The sequence below is a fragment of the Glycocaulis sp. genome, assembly GCF_051859565.1.
Taxonomy (GTDB): domain Bacteria; phylum Pseudomonadota; class Alphaproteobacteria; order Caulobacterales; family Maricaulaceae; genus Glycocaulis.
Window position 1 is genome coordinate 107,237 of record NZ_JBHYFK010000004.1, and the last position, 21,808, is coordinate 129,044.

General features: G+C 62.3%; 16 protein-coding genes. 12 read left to right on the top strand and 4 right to left on the bottom strand.

What is annotated here, in order from left to right:
- The first annotated feature begins 87 nt into the window (after positions 1-87).
- Positions 88-279, top strand: coding sequence for a superinfection immunity protein (locus ACTIGC_RS07150; RefSeq protein ID WP_439633749.1), 192 nt, complete (start codon positions 88-90; stop codon positions 277-279).
- Here the strand turns inward: ACTIGC_RS07150 and ACTIGC_RS07155 are convergent, their stop codons facing one another.
- The 3 genes from ACTIGC_RS07155 to ACTIGC_RS07165 all read right to left on the bottom strand — a co-directional run bounded on the left by ACTIGC_RS07155 (position 280) and on the right by ACTIGC_RS07165 (position 5,679).
- The gene (locus ACTIGC_RS07155) at positions 280-1,701 is read right to left on the bottom strand and encodes an MATE family efflux transporter (RefSeq protein WP_439633750.1); all 1,422 of its coding nucleotides are present in this window, start codon (positions 1,699-1,701) and stop codon (positions 280-282) included.
- Between the two features lie 85 nt (positions 1,702-1,786).
- A complete protein-coding gene (locus ACTIGC_RS07160; protein WP_439633751.1) occupies positions 1,787-4,069 on the bottom strand; it encodes an NADP-dependent malic enzyme in 2,283 nt (760 codons plus the stop codon).
- Between the two features lie 74 nt (positions 4,070-4,143).
- Positions 4,144-5,679 carry an NAD(P)H-hydrate dehydratase gene (locus ACTIGC_RS07165; protein ID WP_439633752.1) on the bottom strand — a complete coding sequence of 512 codons (1,536 nt, stop codon included), beginning with the start codon at positions 5,677-5,679 and terminating at the stop codon, positions 4,144-4,146.
- A gap of 110 nt (positions 5,680-5,789) precedes the next feature.
- On the opposite strand from ACTIGC_RS07165, the gene ACTIGC_RS07170 reads away from it, so the two are divergent.
- From ACTIGC_RS07170 to ACTIGC_RS07220, 11 genes are all read left to right on the top strand, one after another.
- On the top strand, positions 5,790-6,128 hold the full coding sequence (locus tag ACTIGC_RS07170) for a P-II family nitrogen regulator (RefSeq protein ID WP_127567030.1): 339 nt from the start codon (positions 5,790-5,792) through the stop codon (positions 6,126-6,128).
- Between the two features lie 67 nt (positions 6,129-6,195).
- Positions 6,196-7,599 (top strand): type I glutamate--ammonia ligase, encoded by a 1,404-nt coding sequence (gene glnA, locus ACTIGC_RS07175; protein ID WP_439633753.1) that lies wholly within the window; start codon positions 6,196-6,198, stop codon positions 7,597-7,599.
- Between the two features lie 185 nt (positions 7,600-7,784).
- Entirely contained in the window at positions 7,785-11,006 is a 3,222-nt protein-coding gene (locus ACTIGC_RS07180; RefSeq protein WP_439633754.1) for an autotransporter outer membrane beta-barrel domain-containing protein, read from the top strand.
- Positions 11,007-11,051: 45 nt separating this feature from the next.
- Complete coding sequence (locus ACTIGC_RS07185; protein WP_439633755.1) at positions 11,052-11,657, top strand: hypothetical protein; 606 nt, start codon at positions 11,052-11,054, stop codon at positions 11,655-11,657.
- A 52-nt stretch (positions 11,658-11,709) separates the two neighbouring features.
- Positions 11,710-12,567 carry an alpha/beta fold hydrolase gene (locus ACTIGC_RS07190; RefSeq protein WP_439633756.1) on the top strand — a complete coding sequence of 286 codons (858 nt, stop codon included), beginning with the start codon at positions 11,710-11,712 and terminating at the stop codon, positions 12,565-12,567.
- 61 nt (positions 12,568-12,628) lie between these two features.
- The gene (gene parE, locus ACTIGC_RS07195; protein ID WP_439633757.1) at positions 12,629-14,731 is read left to right on the top strand and encodes a DNA topoisomerase IV subunit B; all 2,103 of its coding nucleotides are present in this window, start codon (positions 12,629-12,631) and stop codon (positions 14,729-14,731) included.
- Positions 14,732-14,879: 148 nt separating this feature from the next.
- Entirely contained in the window at positions 14,880-16,298 is a 1,419-nt protein-coding gene (locus ACTIGC_RS07200) for an amidohydrolase family protein (RefSeq protein WP_439633940.1), read from the top strand.
- A 1-nt stretch (position 16,299) separates the two neighbouring features.
- On the top strand, positions 16,300-17,574 hold the full coding sequence (locus tag ACTIGC_RS07205; RefSeq protein WP_439633758.1) for an amidohydrolase family protein: 1,275 nt from the start codon (positions 16,300-16,302) through the stop codon (positions 17,572-17,574).
- Positions 17,575-17,766: 192 nt separating this feature from the next.
- On the top strand, positions 17,767-19,173 hold the full coding sequence (locus tag ACTIGC_RS07210) for a DEAD/DEAH box helicase (protein ID WP_439633941.1): 1,407 nt from the start codon (positions 17,767-17,769) through the stop codon (positions 19,171-19,173).
- Between the two features lie 135 nt (positions 19,174-19,308).
- A complete protein-coding gene (locus ACTIGC_RS07215; RefSeq protein WP_439633759.1) occupies positions 19,309-20,352 on the top strand; it encodes a GGDEF domain-containing protein in 1,044 nt (347 codons plus the stop codon).
- Positions 20,353-20,431: 79 nt separating this feature from the next.
- Positions 20,432-21,148, top strand: a complete 717-nt coding sequence (locus ACTIGC_RS07220) for a TMEM175 family protein (protein WP_439633760.1) — start codon at positions 20,432-20,434, stop codon at positions 21,146-21,148.
- Here ACTIGC_RS07220 and ACTIGC_RS07225 read toward each other — a convergent pair.
- The gene (locus ACTIGC_RS07225; protein WP_439633761.1) at positions 21,145-21,750 is read right to left on the bottom strand and encodes a glutathione S-transferase; all 606 of its coding nucleotides are present in this window, start codon (positions 21,748-21,750) and stop codon (positions 21,145-21,147) included. The two genes, ACTIGC_RS07220 and ACTIGC_RS07225, sit on opposite strands and share 4 nt — an antisense overlap.
- Positions 21,751-21,808 lie beyond the last annotated feature (58 nt).

Consider the following 21,808-nt stretch of genomic DNA (forward strand, 5'->3'; position numbering starts at 1 on the left):
ACCGGCTCAGTAAAATTACCAACCTGTCACTTGCGGTCTCCGCGAAACGCACTACCTTTATCGAAAATCGATAAAAGGAGCCCGCAAATGGAAATCCTCGTTCTTCTTCTGGTTGGTCACTTCCTGCCCACGATCGTCGCACTCGCGCGCGGTCATCACAACGGCTTTGCCATCTTCCTGACGAACCTGCTGCTCGGCTGGACGGTGATTGGCTGGGTGGTGGCGCTGATCTGGTCGACAACCGCCGTCCAGCGGCGCGCCAATATCATCAACGCCTGATCACTCGGCGGGCTTGACCGGCACCCCGGCCCTTGCCGCCTGCGTCGGCGGCACAACGGGCCGGGCCTTGCTCTCAATCGCGGTCATCGGCGCATAGCGCAGCACCAGAAAAGCGGTAATGGCGCCCGCCAGCACATTCGCCAGCGCATAGCCGCTTATCATGCCTGCAGGTCCGAACTGCGCCGCTCCCAGCCAGACCAGCGGCACCAAGAGCACGAAACAGCGCATCAGATTGATCCCTACCCCCAGCAGCGGACGGCCCAGCCCGTTGAATCCGGCGGCAGCGGCCATGGCGATTCCATAGCCGCCCATGGTCACCGGCGCGATCCACCAGGTCAGCCGGGCCATGGCCTGCGCCTCCTCAGACGGCAGGAACAGCCAGGACAGCGGATAGGCCAGCACGGCAAGCACGGCCGCCATCGCCACACCCCAGCCTGCACAGAACAGGAAGGCGGAGCGGAAGGCCTCGCGCACGCGCTCGATATGACCGGCCCCGCCATTCTGGCCCGTAATGGGTCCAATCGAACCGGACAGCGCAAAAAGCGGGATCAGGGCCAGCGCTTCCAGCCGCCCGGCCACGCCAAACCCGGCCACCACCGGCTCGCCAAATTGTGCAGCGGCGGCGAATACAAACGTCATCGCCATCGGGTTGATCATGTTGGAGCCGGCTGCAGGCGCGCCAATGCGTGCGATCTCGCCCCAGTTCCATGCGATCTCGGAAAAGCCCGGCCAGGACAGATCCATGATCTTCTCGCGGAAAATCATGATGCCCATCGCCACCACGAAGACCACCAGGTTGGAAATCAGGGTGGCCAGCGCCGCACCCTGGACCTCCATGGCCGGTATCGGCCCCAGACCGAATATCAGGATCGGGTCGAGGATCATGTTCAGCACGGCGGCGATAATCATGATGATGCTTGGCAGGATCGCATCGCCCAGCGCACGCAGAATATTGCTGGCGATCATCGGGCCGACCATGAAGATGATGCCGGCAAACCAGATGACCATGTATTCGCGCACGAAGGGCATCATCGCCTCGCTCGCGCCCATCAGCCGGAAGAGCGGGTCAATCAGGGCGATGCCGATGGCCGAAGTGATGGCGGTTATGACCAGCGCCAGAAGCACGGCGTCGGTCGCTACACGTTTTGTGCGTTCGCCGTCACCGCGCCCGGCAGCGCGCGCCACCACGGATACCGCCCCTGCTCCCAGACCGATGGCGATACTCATCACCGCCATGGAAACGGGAAACACGAACTGCACGGCGGCCTGCTGCACCGTACCCAGGCGGCCCACCCAGTAGGCATCGACAATGCCGACCAGCATCATGGCGACAATGCCAAAGCTCATGGGGATGACCATCCGCATGAGATGGCCGAAGACCGGCCCTTGCGTCAGGTCGCGGGCATTGCGTTTCTGGGACATGCAGGAAGAACCGGCCTTTTAAGAATGGCTCTCACATTTAGGCGCGTCCGGCCTCCCCCGCCAGTGGCAGTTCGTGAAATCTTTGTCACGGCCTGTGGGTAAGGTCGAAACTCGCCATGCCGGCAAGGTTTACGATGTCGGATACCGGCGATCCCAGCCGCGCAATCTGCACCGATTTTTCCAGACCCACGAGCAGGCCCTCGATCACGGTTGCCCCGCCCGTGGCTTTCAACAGGCGGGTAGCGATCGAGGCGGAGTGGACGGCCGGCATGACCAATACGTTCGCGGCGCCCGACAGGCGCGAGAAGCTGTAGGCTTCGTGATGATCGGGGTTCAGGGCCACATCCGCCGCCATCTCTCCCTCATACTCGAAGTCCACGCCGCGCGCGTCCAGAACGCGTACCGCGCTCTGGATTTTTTCGGTACGGATGCCCGGCGGGTTCCCGAAGGTGGAGTAGGACAGGAACGCCACACGCGGGGTTAGGCCCAACTTGCGGGCAGCAGCAGCGGCGCCAACGGCGATGTCGGCCAGTTCGGGGGCTTCGGGAAATTCGGTAACGTTGGTGTCGGCTATAACCACGGTCCGGCCCCGGCTGATCGCCAGAGACAGGCCGATAAGCCGGCCTCCGGGCGCCTCGTCCAGAACGAGGCGTATATCGGACAGCGTGTTCATGAAGTGGCGGGTGACGCCGGTCACCATACCCTGCGCATCGCCAAAGCGCAGCATGCAGGCGGAGAAGACGTTGCGGTCATTATTGACGAGGCGCTGCACGTCCCGGCGCAGATAGCCCCGGCGCTGCAGGCGCTCATACAGGAAGTCCACATAGTCCGGATTTTGGTCAGACAGACGTGCGTTCCAGATCTCCAGCGAGCCGGGATCAATGCCCAGCTCCTTCATATTGGCTTCGGCGATTTTCTCGCGCGCAACCAGTACCGGCGTGCCTAGCCCCTGCGCCTGGAAAGCGGCGGCAGCACGGATCACGCTCGGCTCCTCGCCTTCGGCGAACACGATGCGCTTGGGCTCTGCCTTGATGACTTCGGTGATATGCTGTTGCAGGGCGGCGGTCGGATCGAGCCTGCGCGCCAGCCGCGCACGATAGCCTGAGCCCTCTTCGGGCATGGGCAGGCGGGCGACACCGCTATCCACCGCCGCCTTGGCGATATAGGGCGGTACAAACGAAATCAGGCGCGGATCAAAGGGTGACGGGATGATGTAATCACGTCCAAAGCTGAGGCGGGCGGAGCGATTGGCACGCGCCACCTCGTCGGGCACATCGGTGCGGGCAAGGTCAGCCAGCGCCCGCGCCGCAGCCAGCTTCATCTCCTCATTGATCGTCGTGGCACGCACGTCGAGCGCGCCACGGAAGATGTAAGGAAAGCCCAGCACATTATTGACCTGATTGGGAAAATCAGACCGGCCCGTAGCGATGATCGCATCCGAGCGCACCTGCTTGATGAGATCGGGCATGATCTCCGGTGTCGGATTGGCCATGGCGAAAATGATCGGGTCAGCCGCCATGGACTTGACCATTGCCTGGCTGACAATGCCGCCCGCCGACAGGCCCAGCATCACGTCGGCGTCGACCATTGCCTCATCGAGCGTGCGCATGTCCGTCTCACGGGCATGCGAGGCCAGACGGGGATGCAGATCGTTCCGGCCGGTATGGACCACACCGTTCACGTCGATAATGGTGACATGATCGTTCTGCACGCCGAGCGACTTGATGAGTTCGAGAACGGATAGACCCGCCGCCCCGGCCCCGATCAGCACCACCTTGATGTCTTCAAACTTCCGGTTGGTCAGGTGGCAGGCATTCATCAGTCCCGCAGCCGCGATAATGGCGGTGCCGTGCTGATCGTCGTGGAACACCGGAATTGCCAGCCGATCACGCAATTTCGCTTCGATTTCAAAGCATTCGGGAGACTTTATGTCTTCCAGGTTTATGCCGCCAAAACTGTCGCCAAACCCCGCCACACAGTCGATAAACTTCTCGGGATCCTCGTAGTCGATCTCGATATCGAAGGCGTCGATATCGGCAAAGCGCTTGAACAGGACAGCCTTGCCTTCCATCACCGGCTTGGAGGCGCGCGGCCCCAGATTGCCAAGGCCCAGAATCGCCGTGCCGTTGGACACAACAGCGACCATATTGCCCTTCGAAGTATAGTCGTAGACGGCGTCAGGATCGGCCGCGATCGCGCGCACGGGCGCGGCCACGCCGGGACTGTAAGCCAGAGCCAGATCACGCTGCGTCGCCATGGGCTTGGTCGGTGCCAGCGCCAGCTTGCCCGGCGGATCCTGACGGTGGAACGCCAGTGCATCCTCATCGGTACGCGAGCTGGACGTGTCTGGCGGGCTCATTTCGGGCATGGGATACACTTTCAGATCGGCAAATCAGGCTGACGGGCTTGGTTAAAGGCTATAGCCGGGCAGAACCGGCTCGGCTAGCGCTTCAGGCGAGCAAGCGCTGCAAGGCGCGCCTGCTCGCGCCCAAGGCTTTCCAGTGCTGCCGGAAGCACATCCAGCAGGTCTTCTGCCGTACCGCCCGGCGGCAGGTGATAGCCCGCCTCACCATGCAGGAAGGCGGCTGACCGCGCGGCCTCGAAAGGCGCTACCCCTTGCGCCATCAGAGCGCCGATAACTCCGGCCAGCACATCGCCGCTGCCTGCCGTCGCGAGGCGTCCGCTGGCGTGGACATTCACCGCTGCGCGGCCATCAGGGTGCGCGATCAGGGTCGCCGGGCCTTTGAGAAGCACGATGGCGCCCGCTCGCCGTGCGGCCTCCTGGACGGCCTCAATCGGACGACTCCGTGGCCGCCCGGCAATGTCCGGGAACAGCCGCGCAAATTCTCCCGCATGCGGTGTCAGCACGGCCCGCTCATGCAGGGCCGCGAACAGCGCTTTCGGGTCATTAGCGAACACGCTCAAGGCATCGGCATCGAGCACGGACTGAATCCCGGTGGCGAGCGCTGCCAGCACGCGCGCTTTCAGTGTCTCGTTCAGCCCCGCCCCCGGCCCGATCACCAGCGCGCTGGCGCGGTGAAGCCTCAAGGTATCGGCGAAATCCTCCTCGCGGATGGATTTCGTCATCACGGCGAGGCTGGCACTGGCCACTTCCATCAGCGAGGCGGGCGGGCAGAGCAGCGTGACCAGCCCTGCCCCGGCTTTCAGCCCCGCCATGGCAGAAAGCCGCGCAGCCCCCGTTGCCCCCGGCGGCCCTGCCAGCACGCACAGCCGGCCCTTGCCGTGCTTGTGCGCCCCGCTGTCATGCGCCGCATCCGGCAGAATGACGCGCTGCAGTTGCACGATTTCCGGCAGAGCGCCTGTATCCTCCCGCCAGGCATCCGGGATACCAATGTCGACAACGATGATCTCGCCGCAGGCAGCACGCGCCGGGTGGAAGAGATGGGCGGCTTTCAGCCGGTGAAACGTCACCGTCAGATCAGCCTCGACACACAGCCCCTCAACGGCGCCATAATCGCCGTGAGCGCCGCTGGGCACATCCACCGCAACAACCGCGCAATCGCTCTCAGCGAGGCTTCTGGAGGCCTCCAGGGGCACGCCCTCCAGCGGCCTTGAGAGACCCGAACCGAACAGAGCATCGACGACCAGAGCGAAGCGCTCCGCCTTGAATGAATCCAGTGGCTGGACCGCACCCGTCCAAAGGCGTGCCATATGCGCGGCATCGCCTTTCAACCCTGCGGTATCGCCCAGCGAAAATACGTCCACGGCCCAGCCCTGCTCCGCCAGCAGGCGCGCGACGACATACCCGTCGCCGCCATTATTTCCCGGACCGCACAGGATCGCCGCGGGGCGTGGCGCCCACCGCGCCATAATGGCTTGCGCCACACCTGCTCCAGCGCGCTCCATCAATGTCAGCGAAGCCACACCCTGGCGAACCGCAAACGCATCCGCCCGCGCCATCCCGGCGCAGTCGAGCACTTCAGGGCCCGGCAGGCCCATTGCTCCATCCTTGAACATTCGTGCCTCACCTCCGGGCAGCCACTCTGGACGTCATGCCACTTCGGTCAGATTGGCTTGAGACGCGTCATGGCTTGGCTATGCGTGTCCCCATCAAGGAGACCTGCTTCATGAAGAAGATCGAAGCGATCATAAAGCCTTTCAAGCTCGATGACGTGAAGGAAGCCCTTCAGGAAATCGGACTGCAAGGCCTTACAGTGACCGAAGCCAAGGGCTTCGGACGGCAGAAAGGCCATACCGAGCTCTATCGGGGCGCGGAATACGTGGTCGACTTCCTGCCGAAGATAAAGATCGAACTGGTGATTCCCGATAGCCGCGTGGATGCTGCCGTCGAAGCCATCCAGAACGCGGCTCAGACCGGACGCATCGGCGACGGCAAGATTTTCATCATGCCGGTCGAGACCGCCATTCGTATCCGCACCGGAGAAACCGGCGACGACGCGCTTTAGACGCTGCGCTCCGCCTTCCCTTCATTCCCGAGCGCCTGATGGCGCACAACACTGAAACGAGGACGACATGTCAGACGCGATCCTGAAGAAGATCAAGGACGAGAATATCGAATACGTGGACCTGCGCTTCACCGACACGAAGGGCAAGGTGCATCATGTGACCTTCGACAAGTCGATGGTCGATGCCGACTTCTTCGAGGACGGCCAGATGTTTGACGGCTCGTCCATCAATGGCTGGAAAGCGATCAACGAGTCCGACATGGTACTCAAGCCCGACGTCACGGGCGCGTTCATCGATCCGTTTTTCCAGGAGCCAACCCTCGCCGTATTCTGCGATGTCTATGATCCAGTCTCCGGCGAACCGTATAACCGTGACCCGCGCACGACAGCGAAGAAGGCGGAAACCTATATGGCCTCGGCCGGTGTAGGCGACACCGCCTATTTCGGCCCCGAAGCCGAGTTCTTTGTCTTTGACGATGTGCGCTGGAAAACCGCCCAGAACGAGACCGGTTACGTGCTGGACTCCGAGGAAGGCCCTTACAACTCTGGTACCATGATGGAAGGCGGCAATCTGGGCCACCGTCCCGGCCCGAAGGGCGGCTATTTCCCGTTGCCGCCGATCGATTCGGCGCAGGACATGCGCACCGAAATGCTCGCCGTCATGCGCGAGCTGGGCCTCGAGCCGGAAAAGCATCACCACGAGGTGGCGCCCAGCCAGCACGAGCTGGGAATGAAGTTCTCCACCCTGCTGCAGATGGCCGACCGGATGCAGCTCTACAAATACATCGTCCACAACGTGGCCGCGTCTTACGGCAAGACCGCGACCTTCATGCCCAAGCCTGTCTATGCCGATAACGGCTCGGGCATGCACGTCCACCAGTCGATCTGGAAGGATGGCAAGCCGCTCTTTGCCGGCGACAAATATGCCGATCTCTCGGACATGTGCCTTTATTATATCGGTGGCATCATCAAGCACGCGCGCGCCATCAACGCCTTTGCCAACCCGACGACCAATTCCTACAAGCGCCTGGTGCCGGGTTATGAAGCCCCGGTCCTGCTCGCCTACTCGGCGCGCAACCGCTCGGCCTCCATCCGCATCCCGTATGTCGGCTCACCCAAGGGCAAGCGTATCGAAGCGCGCTTCCCCGATCCGGCCGGCAACCCGTACCTGACCTTTACGGCCCTTCTGATGGCCGGCCTCGACGGCATCGCCAACAAAATCCATCCGGGCGAGGCCATGGACAAGGATCTCTACGATCTGCCGCCAGAAGAGCTCAAAGACATCCCGACTGTCAGCCGCAACCTGCGCGAGGCGCTGGAAAACCTCGATGCAGACCGCGCCTTCCTGAAAAAGGGCGGCGTGATGGATGACGACCAGATCGATGCTTACATCGACCTGAAAATGGAAGAAGTCAGCCGGATCGAGCATCACCCTCACCCGGTCGAGTTCGAACTCTACTACAAGGTCTGATCAGACCCGTCCTCTAGTGAAGCAGGCCCGCCGGTTCTCCGGCGGGCCTTTTTCGTGACTGTTATGGAAAGATTACAAGCGCGCCTGAGTGGTCGACGGGCGCATAAGCATCGTCTAAGACTCTTCGCGGCTTACTGCGCCTGGCTCTCGCCGGGCCAGAGGGGAATGTCCGCCGGAGGGTCTATATGCGCCGTCGTCTTCTTGCTGCTGCATCGCTTGTAGCGCTGTGTTCATCGCCAGTCTGGGCTGATGAGGAGATTAGCAACGAACGCACCAGCCCGGTGCGGACATCCAATGCCGGTGACATCGTCATCACCTCCAGCGGCCGGGTCACGCTGACGGGCAATAGCGGCCCTGCAGTCGTCATCGATTCTGACAACTCGGTGGAAACGCGGTCAGGCAGCGAAATCACCATCAATAATCGGGATGGAGCCGTCGGCATTTTCGCGGAGAGCGGCCGTACCGGTGATATCGTCCATAACGGGCGCATTTCGCTGGCGGACTCCGAGGTGAATGGGAACCAGCCCCTTGATGAGGCATTTGGCAACCTCACCGAAGAGCGCGACAAAACCGGAATACTGGTCGGCTCTCCGGGCGGTGCTGCCTTCGTAGGCAACGTAACCATCGGAACCGGCGGCGCGATCAACGTCACCGGCCAGGATTCTTACGGCGTTCGGATTGCATCAGACATCGACGGGGACATCACATTTGGCGGTAGCGTGAATGTCGTCGGCGAAAACTCGATCGGCGTCTCGGTCGAAGGCAATACTGATGGCAATGTGAGAGTTCTGCCTGGGGGTGCGATCAACACGCTTGGCGCCGGATCCAACGCAGTATCGGTGACCGGCGATGTGGAGGGTGGTGTCAGCATTGCTGGACAGGTGCGTTCAAACGGTTTTCGGATCAATGAGCGTGCACGCCAGGCAATATTTGAAGCGCTGGCTGACCGCGAAGCCGGCGATATCGCAGAGGACTCGCGTCTCGCCGGATCAGCCGTCATTATTGCGGGTTCCGTTCGGGACGGCGTCTTCATCGCGGGCCCCACTTCAACAAACACGGCCGGTGGTAGCATTCAGGTGACCGGCTCGGCGCCGGCACTGACAATTCGACCCGGCGAGAACGCCTCAGGACCGATCACGATCGGCGAAGTTGTCTACGATGAGCCTGACACCTCCGAGGGCGCGGAAGAAGACGACATCGTTACAGTTGAACGCGGCTTCGGTCTGGTGATCGACGGCAACGTCAATGCAGCAGGCGTGTTTGATGGAATTGATACTCGTGCGATTCTGATTTCGGGGCGGGATGTTAATGGCAATATCCAGGCGGTAATTCTCGCCGAAGGGGGAATGCAGATTACCGGCACAGCTACCGCGACATCGTTTGACGGGCATGCTCAGGCTGTCACCATCGGCGAAGGCGCCCAGATGGCCGGTATCAACAATTCCGGAACAATTTCGGCGCTGGTTTTCCGCGGTTACGAAGACGACGGATTTGCGGACCCGGCCTATGGCGAGGGAACGGCGATCGCCCTCAGTATTGAGTCTGGCAGTGACGTCGGCCGGATCGACAATTCGGGCCTCATCACGGCCACACTTAACGTTGGTGGATCTGCAGCGACGGGTATCGTTATTTCCTCTGACTCCGTCACCGACATCAGTAACACCGGGCGAATCAGGGCTATCACCACCAACTATGAGGCCACTAACTCGCCGACGCTGATCGCAGTCGACGCGCGCACGATGACATCCGGTCTGACTATCAGCCAGTCCGCTCCTGCAGATGAAGATGCTAATGCCCCTGCCATCATCGGAGACGTATATTTTGGCGCCGGGGATGACACACTATCGTTGACCGCCGGCCGCATGGATGGAAACGTTTACTTCGGTGCTGGCGCCGATCGGCTTATCGTTCATGGCGCGGAGTTCCATGGATCGCTTAATAGCGGTGACGGGCAACTGGAGATCGATGTTGAAGATGCCACGCTCGCACTCGGACTAACGGGTCAAACCCACATCACTTCAGCGCGCTTCGGCGACGGCGGCGTCCTCAACCTTGTCCTGGACCGTGACAGCACGTCGAGCGCTGCCCTGATCGCCACGGGCGAGATTGCCTTTGAAGACGGCTCCGAACTGTCGGTGTCGCTTTCCGAGCTGGTGGGGCAAAGCCGCGAATATCGAGTCCTGTCCGCCGGAACTCTCACCGTCGCCGACGAATCCGTTATTCTTGAGGCTGTCGATACACCCTTCCTTTATTCGGCAACCTTGGTGCGCGCGTCCGACGACCCGGATACGCTGGTGCTCAGCCTCGAGCGGAAAACGGCCGAACAGATCGGGTTCGACCCGAACCGCGCGGCGGTCTATGACGCAGCCCTCACGCTGTTTGAAGATGTCAGTTCGCTGGGCAACGCCATTGCGTCGATCCGTGACGCCGACGCGTTCTACAACGCGTATGACCAGTTGCTGCCTGAATACGCGGCTAGCGCGATCCAGTTTGCCCTGGCCTCCCACGACGCGGCAGCGGGAGCGCTATCGACCCGTCTGCGTAATGCCCGCCTGTCGCCGTCCGAACTTGCCGGCCTGTGGATCCAGGAGTTTGGCTATTACGCTGACCGTACAGGCTCCGCCCTGGGGCCGGGCTATCGCGGTTACGGGGTAGGCCTTGCCGTCGGTATCGACCGGCCGCTCGGGCCGTTCTATGCCGTGGGCGTGAGCTTCGCCGGGGCAGCAAGCGAGATCGAACAGATCGGCCTGAACCATGACCCCATGACCACGCTGATGGGTCAGGTGTCCGGCTATGCCGCCATCGACTTTGGCGGTATCGACGCTTCGTTCACCGCTTCGGCCGGCATCAACCGATTCGAAACGCAGCGTAATATTGGTATTGGCAACTATACCGGCTCCACGTCTGCTGACTGGGGCGGCTGGCATTACTCCCTCTCCGCCCAGGCGGGCCGGGACATTCCGCTGGGCAATTGGGTAGTCAGGCCGGAAGCTTCCCTGACCTGGCTTTCGATTTCGGAAGACGATTTCAATGAAATCGCGCTCGATAACACGGCTCCGGAACTTGCCCTGTTTGTCGACAGCCGCACGACCAGCGCACTGACAGGCGGGGCCACGGTAACCGTCGCGCGCATGTTCCAGCGCTCCGGCAGCTGGTGGATGCCCTATGCCCGCGTAGGATATCGCGGTGATTTCTCAGGCAACTCAGGCGAGACAACGGCCCGGTTTGGTCAGAATGGCACACCCTTCACGCTTCGCGCTGCAGAACTGCCATCGGCTGGCCTGCTGGCCGGTCTGGGCTTCTCTGCAGGTTCTAACTACACCACATTCACCTTTGCCTATGACGCGGACTATCGCGACGAGTATGTGAACCATGTGCTGCGCCTCGTCCTGCGGATGAATTTCTAGACTGGTTTAACGCCTTTTAACCATGGCGAGGGATACACTCTGGCCATGGTTATACGTCTGGCCCTTCTCTTTGCGCTTCTGACGGCGGCAACTCTCGTGGCCGCCTGCAGCCATCGCGCGCCCCCGACGCAGGTGCAGAACGCCTGTTCGATTTTCGCCCAGTATCCGGCTTGGCGCCGCGCGACCGAACGGGCCGAGCGCCGCTGGGGGCTGTCCCAGGGCACGCAGCTGGCCTTCGTGAACCGCGAATCCAGTTTTGTCGCCAATGCCCGCCCGCCCCGTACCCGCAGGCTGATCGTGCTTCCGGGCCCCCGTGCCTCATCGGCACATGGTTATGCCCAGGCGCTCGACGGCACATGGGACTGGTATCGCGAACAGACCGGCAACCGCTCTGCCCGCCGGACGAACTTCGCCGACGCGGTTGATTTCATCGGCTGGTACGCCTCAATGAGCCAGCGCCTGTCACGCATCTCGCTGGATGATCCGCGCAATCTCTACTTTGCCTACCATGAGGGTCATACCGGCTATAATCGCGGCACGCACCATTCCAAAGCCTGGCTGCAACGCGCCGCCAGCCAGGTGGAGGCCGATGCCCGCCGCTATGATAGCCAGCTGCGATCCTGCCAACGTAGCAGCCGCTGGTTCCGGTAGACGAATTCGCTGAGGCATTGAGCATCAGCCAGGGTGTTGGAGTTACCGGGCCATGCAAGATGAGATTTTCGTAGATAACGGATCGGTTAAAATCTGCGCACAGGGCTTTGGCGATCCTGAGGGTGAACCGCTCCTCCTAATCATGGGCGCAACCGCGTCGATGCTATGGTGGCCCCACGGGCTGATGGAAGCGTTTGCGAAAGCCGGGTTTTACGCCGTTCGGTTCGATCATCGCGATACCGGGCGCTCCACATGCGTGCCGCCCGGACAAGCGGCCTACAGCATCCACGACATGGCGGACGATGCGCTGGCCGTGATGGACCGTTTCGGCTGGGACAGCGCGCACATTGCCGGCATGTCGCTCGGCGGCCTGCTCAGCCAGCTGATAGCGCTGCGCAACCCGGACCGCGTGCGCACGCTCACACTCATTGCCTCGGAAATCTTTGGTGACCCCGGTGTGGAAACCCGGCCCATCTCGCCAGAAATACTGGACTGTTTCAATTCGCTCGGCGAGGTGGACTGGCAAGACCGGGACAGCGCCACAGATTTCCTTGCCCGGTTAAGCGTCGTAACCGGCTCCAGCATGCGTCCACCACGCCTGCAGGCTTATGCCGAGCTGGCGCGGGCGGAATTTGACCGCGCCGTCAATCTGCTAAGCCGTTTTAATCATGCAAACCTTGACGGCGCCTCGCCTTGGGCAGACCGAACGCATGATATCCGTACTCGGGTTCTGGTGATTCATGGTGACCATGACATCGTCATCGACCCGGCTCATGCGCAGGCTATTACGCGTGCCACCCCTCACTCCCGGCTGATCATGATGGAAGGCGCTGGCCATGAGCTGCACCCGGATGACTGGCCGGAAATTGTCGCCCAGATCACAGATCATGCAGCGCGCGGGACGGCCTGAACCTGCCCTCAGCCTGCGCCTGCTCCCTCCCCAATCGGTTTCGGCTAGGGCAAGTTGAGGGGTGATGACCCACGATTCGCAAAATGACCTGTTCGGCGGCGGCGCGCCTGCCCCGAAGCCCGCCTCGCCCGCTCCGCGTGCAGAGCCTGAGCCCGTGAAGGCGGCAGCAGAGCCCTCTGCGCCGCGTGCGCCAGTAGCCTCCCCTGCTCCGCCACCACCGCCGCAGCCGGGCTACAACGCCTCCTCCATTGAGGTGCTTGAAGGGCTGGAGCCGGTGCGCAAGCGGCCGGGCATGTATATCGGCGGCACCGATGAGCGCGCGCTGCATCACCTCTTCGCCGAAGTGCTGGACAACGCGATGGACGAGGCCGTGGCAGGGCACGCCGACCGGATCGAGGTGCGTCTTGATGAGGAAGGCTTCGTCACCGTTACCGATAATGGCCGGGGCATTCCCGTAGACGAGCACCCGAAATTTCCCGGCAAGTCGGCGCTGGAAATCGTGATGACCACGCTGCACTCAGGCGGCAAGTTCTCCGACAAGGCCTACCAGACCGCAGGCGGCCTGCACGGGGTGGGCATCTCCGTCGTCAACGCACTCTCGGAACGCGTCGAAGTGGAAGTGGCGCGCGACCGCACGCTCTGGGGCCTCAGTTTCTCGCGCGGCACGCCGCTCGGCAGTCTGGAAAAGCTTGGCGCAGCGCCCAACCGGCGCGGCACCAAAATCCGCTTCAAGCCTGATCACGAGATTTTCGGCAGCCGCGCCCATTTCAAGCCCGCGCGCCTGTTTGCCATGTCACGCTCCAAGGCATTCCTGCGCCGGGGTGTAGAGATACGCTGGTCGTGCGTGCCTGAGCTGGTCGAAGGCACGGCCACGCCCCCTGAGGCCGTGCTGTCCTTCCCCGGCGGGCTGGCCGATCACCTTGAAGAGCTGGTCAAAGGCGCAGCCCTCGTCACCGAAAGCTTCTCAGGCCGTGTCGAGCGCTCCGAAGGGCGCATGGGCGCGGTGGAATGGGCCGTAGGCTTCTCCGCCAACGGATTTGGCGAGCATGACAGTTTTTCCAACTCCTACTGCAACACCGTGCCGACCCCGCAAGGCGGTACGCACGAGGCGGGCCTGCGCGCCGCGCTCTCGAAGAGCCTCAAAGCACACGCCGAGTTGGCGGGCAATCGCAAGGCGGGCCTTATCACGCCCGACGATGTGATGGGCGGGGCGGGTGTGCTGGTTTCGATCTTCCTCAAAGACCCTGAATTTCAGGGCCAGACCAAGGACCGGCTTTCCACACCTGAGGCGCAGCGCCTTGTGGAGAATGCCATCCGGGACCGTTTCGACCACTGGCTCGCGGCCCGGCCGAAGGAAGCCGCACGCCTGATTGACTGGGCGGTAGAGCGCGCCGAAGACCGGCTGAAGAAGAAGAAGGAAAAGGAAGTCCAGCGCCAGAGCGCCACGCGCCGCCTGCGCCTTCCCGGCAAGCTGGCTGACTGTTCCACCTCCGGCGCCGACGGGACCGAAATCTTCCTCGTCGAGGGCGATTCCGCCGGCGGCTCGGCCAAGCAGGCGCGCGACCGCAAGACGCAAGCCATCCTGCCCTTGCGCGGCAAGATCCTGAACGTTGCCTCGGCAACCCCGGACAAGATCGCCGCCAATCAGGAAATCTCCGATCTGATGCTGGCGCTCGGCACGCGTCCGGGCTCGAAGTTCGATCTTGATGATCTGCGCTATGAGCGCGTCATCATCATGTGCGACGCGGACGTGGACGGCGCGCATATCGCAGCGCTTCTGGCCACCTTCTTCTACCGCTTCACGCCGGGCCTGATCGAGAGCGGACGCCTCTTCATGGCCCAGCCGCCCCTCTATCGCCTGACCGTCGGGGCGAAGACCCTCTACGCACAGGACGACGCAGAGAAGGACGCCATTATGAATGGCGAGTTCAAGGGCAAGCGCGTGGAGCTTGGCCGCTTCAAAGGCCTTGGCGAGATGACGCCGCCGCAACTGAAAGCCACCACGATGAACCCGCAGACGCGCTCACTCGCGCGCGTGACCATTGATGACGCCTTCCGCGAGGAGGCCGATGATCTGGTTGAAACCCTGATGGGCAAGAAGGCAGAGCTTCGCTTCCAGTACATCCAGGAACACGCGCCCTTCGTGGAAGCGATTGATTTGTAGTGTTTATCCGCTCAACTCCCTGCGATGTAACACAATAACCCCCTTCCCCCTGCGGCGGATTCCGGCGAACGTGCCCGCAACGCAATTATCCGGGGAGGGTTGAACGGTGGCGATACACGGTTCACGGGAAAAGGGCGCGCTATGGCCGATGATGGCGGGCGCACTAGCGGGGCTGGCGGCCCTCGGTCTTGCCGCCTGTAATGGCGATGCTGGCGAGACCACGAACGGCAACGGCGCCAGCACTGGCAATGGCGACGGGCTTGTCCGCTTCAACCCGGACCCCTACCCCTCCACTTACACGCCCTTCCCCTCTGAAGTGGTGCTCATTCAGGGCGCGACCGTGTTTGACGGGCTTGGCGGCGAGTTTGAAAACTACGACGTCCTCATGCAGGACGGGCGCATTGCCGGTATCGGAGAAGGCCTTGAGGCGCCAGAAGGCGCAACCATCATTGACGGGCGCGGGCGCTATGTGACCCCCGGCGTCATCGATATCCACTCCCATCTGGGCGTCTACCCCTCCCCCGGTGTCAGCGCTCACAATGACGGCAACGAGATCACCAGCCCGGTGACGGCAGAGGTCTGGGCCGAGCACGGCGTCTGGCCTCAGGATCCGGGCTTTGACGCGGCTCTGGCCGGCGGCGTGACCACGCTGCATGTCCTGCCGGGCTCGGCCAACCTCTTTGGCGGACGCGGCATCACCTTGCGCAATGTGCCTTCGCGTACCGTGCAGGGCATGAAGTTTCCTGATGCCCCCTACACGTTGAAAATGGCCTGCGGGGAGAACCCAAAACGCGTCTATGGCGGACAGGGCCGTGCGCCCGGTTCGCGCATGGGCAATATGGCCGGATACCGCGAGGCCTGGCAGCGCGCAGTGGAATACCGCCGCAGCTGGCAGCGTTACTGGGACGCCGGCGATGCCGACGCCACCCCGCCCACCCGCAATCTGGAGCTGGATACGCTGATGGGCGTTCTGGAAGGCGAAATCCTCATCCAGATGCACTGCTACCGCGCTGATGAAATGGCGCTGGTGCTCGATATGGCGCGGGAGTTCGACTACCGCATCACCACATTCCATCACGCGGTCGAGGCCTACAAGATCGGCGATCTGCTGGCCGAAGATGACGTCTGCGCGGCCGTGTGGGCCGACTGGGGCGGGTTCAAGATGGAAGCCTATGACTCAATCAACGAAAACCTCGCCCTCGTTCACGCCGCAGGCGCGTGCGCGATGATCCATTCCGACGACCAGCTGGGCATCCAGCGCCTCAATCAGGAGGTAGCCAAGGCGCTCGCCGCCGGACGGCGGCTCGGCATTGAGGTCACAGATGGCGAGGCCGTCGCCTGGTTCACCTCGAACCCCGCACGCGGGCTTGGCATTTTCGACGAGACGGGCTCGCTGGAAGCGGGCAAGCGCGCCGATGTCGTGCTCTGGTCGGCCCATCCCTTCTCCAGCTACGCCGTTGCCGACCACGTCTATATCGACGGCGCGCTGATGTTTGACCGCGAAGACCCGGCCCGGCGCACCGTACGCGATTTCACCCTCGGCCAGCCCGGCGAAGGAGTGCTGTAAGATGTTGAAATCCATGATCTCCGCAGCCGCCCTCGCCGCCATCAGTCTTGGCGCGGCCTCGGCCCAGACCATTGCCGTCACCAATGGCCGGGTCGTGACCAATAGCGATGCCGGCATTGTCGAAAACGGCTCAGTCCTCATCCGCGACGGCGTTATCGTGGCCGCTGGCGCGAATATCGCCATTCCCGCCGGCATCGACACCATCGACGCCAATGGCGGCTGGATCACGCCGGGCATCTTCCACCCGCACACCCAGCTTGGCCTGATTGAGGTGGGTCTTGAAAGCACCACCTCCGACGTGTCGGCGCCGGGGGCCAGCTTTACCGCCGCGATCGATGTGGCCGACGGATTCAACCCCTCCGGCGGACACATCCCGGACAGCCGCCGCCGGGGGATTACCCGCTTTGCGGTATTCCCCTCCACTGCACGCGGCGTGATTGGCGGGCGCGGCGCACTGGCCAACAGCTCCGGCAGGCCGGATTCGCTCTTTGACGACCGCACCTTCCTCTATATCGACCTGTCGCAATCGGGCGCACAGACCGCTGGCGGATCACGCAACGCGGCCTGGGCCTATCTGCGCGCAGCCTTTGAGGATGCCCGCTTCTACCCCGGACGCTTCATGTCCCACCATGAGGGCGATGCCATCAACCGTTTCGATGCGGCAGCCCTGGTGTCTGCCGTGCGCGGCGAAATCCCGATTGCCCTTCAGGTGGAACGCGCATCCGACATCCGCCGTGCCCTGCGCTTTGCCCAGCAGCATCCGTCAGCGCGCTTCATTCTGGTCGGCGCGGCGGAAAGCTGGATGGTCGCCGACGAAATCGCTGCAGCGGGCATTCCCGTCATCATCGACCCCTTGCGTAACCTGCCGGCCAGCTTTGACGTGCTTGCGGCACGCCTGGACGCCCCTGCCCGCCTGCATGCCGCAGGCGTGCAAACCGCCTACACCACAATCAGCGCAGACCTCTATTTCAACCCGCGCCTGATCACCCAGCACGCAGGCAATGCGGTTGCCAATGGCGCTAGCTGGGAGGATGCCTTCCGCGCCATCACAATCACCCCGGCCGAGATCCACGGCGTAGGCGACCGTTATGGGGCCCTCGCAGAGGGTTATGCCGGCGATGTGGTGGTCTGGGATGGTGACCCGCTGGAGGTGATGAGCGCTCCCGTGGCCGTCATCATTGACGGCGAGAACCAGTCCCTGGTCTCGCGCCAGTCACGTCTGGCAGAGCGCTATGCCGAGCAGGTGCCAAACGGCCAGTATGGCTATCGCCACTAGAGAGAATCGCTGCCGCAGGTATGGGCGTTAAGCCACAGTGCGGCACTGATACATCACGTCTGCGCTAGGACGCGTTGACACCCAATGGCGCGCGCCTATGTTGCGCGACGCAAGCGGCTTGCGATCCGCGTAATCCGCCCGAACGTACGATAGCGCGCCCCGTGCCATAATGGCGGGGCGGATATGAGGCGCATGACTTTTGATGATCTGGGCTTGAGCCCGAACCTGCTGGCAGCCATCAAGGACGCTGGCTATACCGCCCCTACCCCCATTCAGGCCGGTGCCATTCCGGTGGCATTGACCGGACGCGACGTTCTGGGCATTGCCCAGACGGGTACGGGCAAGACCGCCTCCTTCACCCTGCCGCTCATCGAACGCCTGTCGCGTGGCCGTGCCCGTGCACGCATGCCGCGCTCCCTTATTCTATGCCCGACGCGCGAACTCGCCGACCAGGTGGCACAGAATGTCCGCCTCTACGCGAAGAACCACAAGCTGACCATGGCGCTGCTGATTGGCGGGGTGGCCTTCCAGCCGCAAAAAGAGATTCTCGACAAGGGCGCAGACATTCTCATCGCGACGCCCGGCCGTCTGCTGGACCATTTTGAACGCGGTGGTCTGATGCTTATGGGCATCGAGATCATGATCGTCGACGAAGCCGACCGCATGCTGGACATGGGCTTCATCCCGGATATCGAGCGCATTTTCTCGCTGGTGCCGCCGCGCCGCCAGACGCTGTTCTTCTCCGCCACGATGCCCAACGAGATCGTGCGCATCGTGAACACCTTCCTGAAAGACCCGCAGCGTGTGGAAGTATCCCGCCCGGCGCAGACGGCAGAGACAATCAAGCAATACATCGTGCGCGTTTCTGACGGTTCCCCGAAAGGCAAACGCGCCGCATTACGCGCAGCGATCAATCGCGACGGCGTGAAGAACGGCATCGTGTTCTGCAACCGCAAGCGCGATGTGGATATCGTTGCCCGGTCCCTGCAGCGTCACGGCTTCTCTGCGGCGCCGATCCATGGGGATCTGGCGCAGGCGCAGCGCATGAAAACGCTGGAAGACTTCAAATCCGGCGCCGTACGTATACTCGTGGCCTCCGATGTGGCTGCGCGCGGCCTGGATATTCCGGCGGTAAGCCACGTCTTCAATTTCGATATCCCGCGCAATGCCGATGACTATGTGCACCGTATCGGGCGCACCGGCCGCGCCGGCCTGACGGGTGAATCCATCACGCTTGTCACAGGCGAAGACAAGAAGTCGCTGGCCAATGTGGTGAAGCTCATCGGGTCAGAGCCAGAGACGCTGGTGCTTGATGGCACTGCGGCGCCCTCTACCGCGCCCGCCGGGGCGGACGGTTCCGAAGGCGAGGTGAAGGCAGCCCGTTCACGCCGGGGCGGCCGTTCCCGGACGCGCCCCGCAGCTGACAAGCCCGATGACCAGGCCGCGGCCAAGGCTTCGGCCGACGCCCCTGCTCCTGCGCCGGCGAACGATGCACAAAAAGGCAAACGGGCAAAGCCCGCGAGCAAGAATGATGACGTTGAAGCGGCCGGCTTTGGCGATCACGTGCCCGAGTTCCTCTTGCGTTCGGCGTTCGGCTAGGCCCGAAAATAATACAAAATTCGGTGACCGCGTTTACCGCATCTTTCCAAAACGCCCCTAATCTCCCTTCTCAAGGGAGTCATTGGTCCGAAGAAGTCGGTCCGAGAAAATGGGGAAATTCACGTGAACGGTCGCTTGCAAACACATGAAGGTTTTGATCTGGCGCGCCGCGCGCTGGATCTGATGGTCGAGCACCAAGTTGCTCCCACCCCCCAAAACTATGCCGTCTGGGTCGCCTATGTCTCTGACTCCATCCCCGAGCTGTCGGAGGCACTCCAGAGCGCCGTGGACAAGGGCGGGCCGATCGACGACGAGCTCTGCGACGAGCTCTATGACCGCCATTTCACGTTCAAACGCATTCAGGACGCTGTTCTTGATACCGGCGGTGCGATGAGCCGGGAACTCGGGGCCGTGGTAAAAACCCTGGAAGCAGCCGAACGCGACACCGCCGCTTACGGCGAGGCGCTGGCCGGTGCCTCTGGCCAGCTGGGCGACGCCACAGACACGGTAACCTTCAAGCGCATGGTGGAGGGCCTGGTCTCTGCCACCGCCCGCATGCAGCGCCGTTCAAGGGAGCTGGAGCGCCGCCTGCAGGAAACCTCCGTCGAGGTGAACCAGCTGCGCGGCAATCTCGAAAAGGTCCGCGAAGAGGCGATGACCGATGCCCTGACGGGCCTGGCCAATCGCAAACGTTTTGACGAATCCATGCGCAAGGCTCGCCGCGATTCCGACCTGCAGGGTGACGATTTCTGTCTGGTGCTGTGCGATATCGACCACTTCAAACGCTTCAACGACACCTGGGGTCACCAGACCGGCGATCAGATCATCCGCTTTGTCGCGGCCTGCCTCTCCCGCTTTGCAAAAGACACACACATCGTCGCGCGCTATGGCGGCGAGGAATTTGCCATCGTCATGCCGAAGACACGTTTGGCGGACGCCGCCGAAGTCGCCGAGAAAGTCCGTGCGACGGTCGAGTCCAAACGGCTCCTGCGTAAGTCTACGAATGAGGACCTCGGCCACATAACTGTGTCCATGGGCGTGTCCCAACACCTGTCTGGCGAATCCGTGGAGAGCCTCATCGAACGGTCAGACAGTAATCTTTACAAGTCCAAGCAGACCGGCCGGAACCGCGTCACAGTGGATAATGTTCAAGACAATGCCGGGGTGGCGGCGGCGTAATCAGCCCCGGTAAATTGCTTCCCATAATTGCGGTTTCAAACGAGAATGCATCTTCGGTCCCCGGGGGTGCATTTTTGCTATGGTGCAGCAGCGTACAGGCGAAACACAATTCCGGTGGCGCGGCGAGAACGTCTCGCGGTTGGAGAACCTCTCCGACATAATTTTCGCACTGGTGCTGACCCTGGCGGCGCTGCAGTCCATCCCCTCCTCATTCGATGAGCTGGTAGGACTCTGGCGCGGAGCGATATCCATTGCCGTCTGCTTTGCGCTGGTGCTGCTGATATGGCGGACCCATCACGTCTTCTTCCGGCGTTACGGGCTGGACGACGCCACCGTGACCGCACTCAACGCCCTGCTCCTCTTCCTCGTGCTGATCTACATCTACCCATTGAAATTCATGACGGATTTCGTCGTGAATTATTTCACGGGCGGGTTTGGCAATGTCGAGGAGGTCACCGGCGTCCTGACCCTGACGCAGGTGCCGGTACTTTACGCTATCTATGGCGGGTTCTTCGGCGCGGTGTATGGCGTATTCGCCTTGCTTTACGCGCACGCCCTGCGGCACGCCGATGCGTTGGAGCTGACCACTCAGGAGAGAAGCTGGACGCGGTTCGAGATCGAGTTCAGCCTCGGCACCACAGGTTTGAGCCTTGCCGTTATCGCGCTGGCATTCCTGCTGCCGGATTCCATCGCGGCCTTTGCCGGAATATTGTTCTCGCTCATGGGCCTGATCGCGTGGCTATGCTCGGCACGAGCTGAGGCACGCATCCGCCAGCTGGGAGCCGCAGCGTTTTAGGCGCTGGTTGGAGGAGCGGTAAGCCTGATGCTGTCACGCTGCTCCCAGCGCTCCAGAAATGCGCCAAGTTCCGGATGAGCCGTACGCCAGTCTAGCTCTGCATATCTCAGATCAAGATAGGAAAGCGCCACGGCAATCGAGAGCGCACCGTGATCCACCGACCGCTCAAACTGGCCACGCTCACGATCCAGCTGCTCCAGCGTGCGGGCAATGCCCCGTTCCCAGCGCTCAACCCAGAGCGGGTATTGCAGCTTTGCGTCCCGGTTCTTCTCGATCCGCCGGCCGATCGTCAGGTCCATCAGCCCGTCTGCAACCGCTTGCTGACGCAGGACCAGAATGCGGCTCTCACCATTGGCGGGAATCCAGCGGTCATCATTGAGCGTGTCGATGAACTCGCAGATCAGCGGGGAGTTGATCAACGCCGGACCGCTCTTGCGGATCAGGGCCGGCACCTTGCCAAGCGGATTGGCCGCGTGCAACGCCGCCGGATCATCCAGCGGCGACACTTCGACCAGTTCGATCTTGCTTTCGAGGCTCTTCTCGATGATCAACGCCCGGCATTTACGGGCGTAAGGCGATGTCGGCGAATAGAAAAGTTGCATGCAAGCCCCCGAAATTCAGCCACCGGGTTTATAAACCCGCGACAGCGCACGCAAGTTG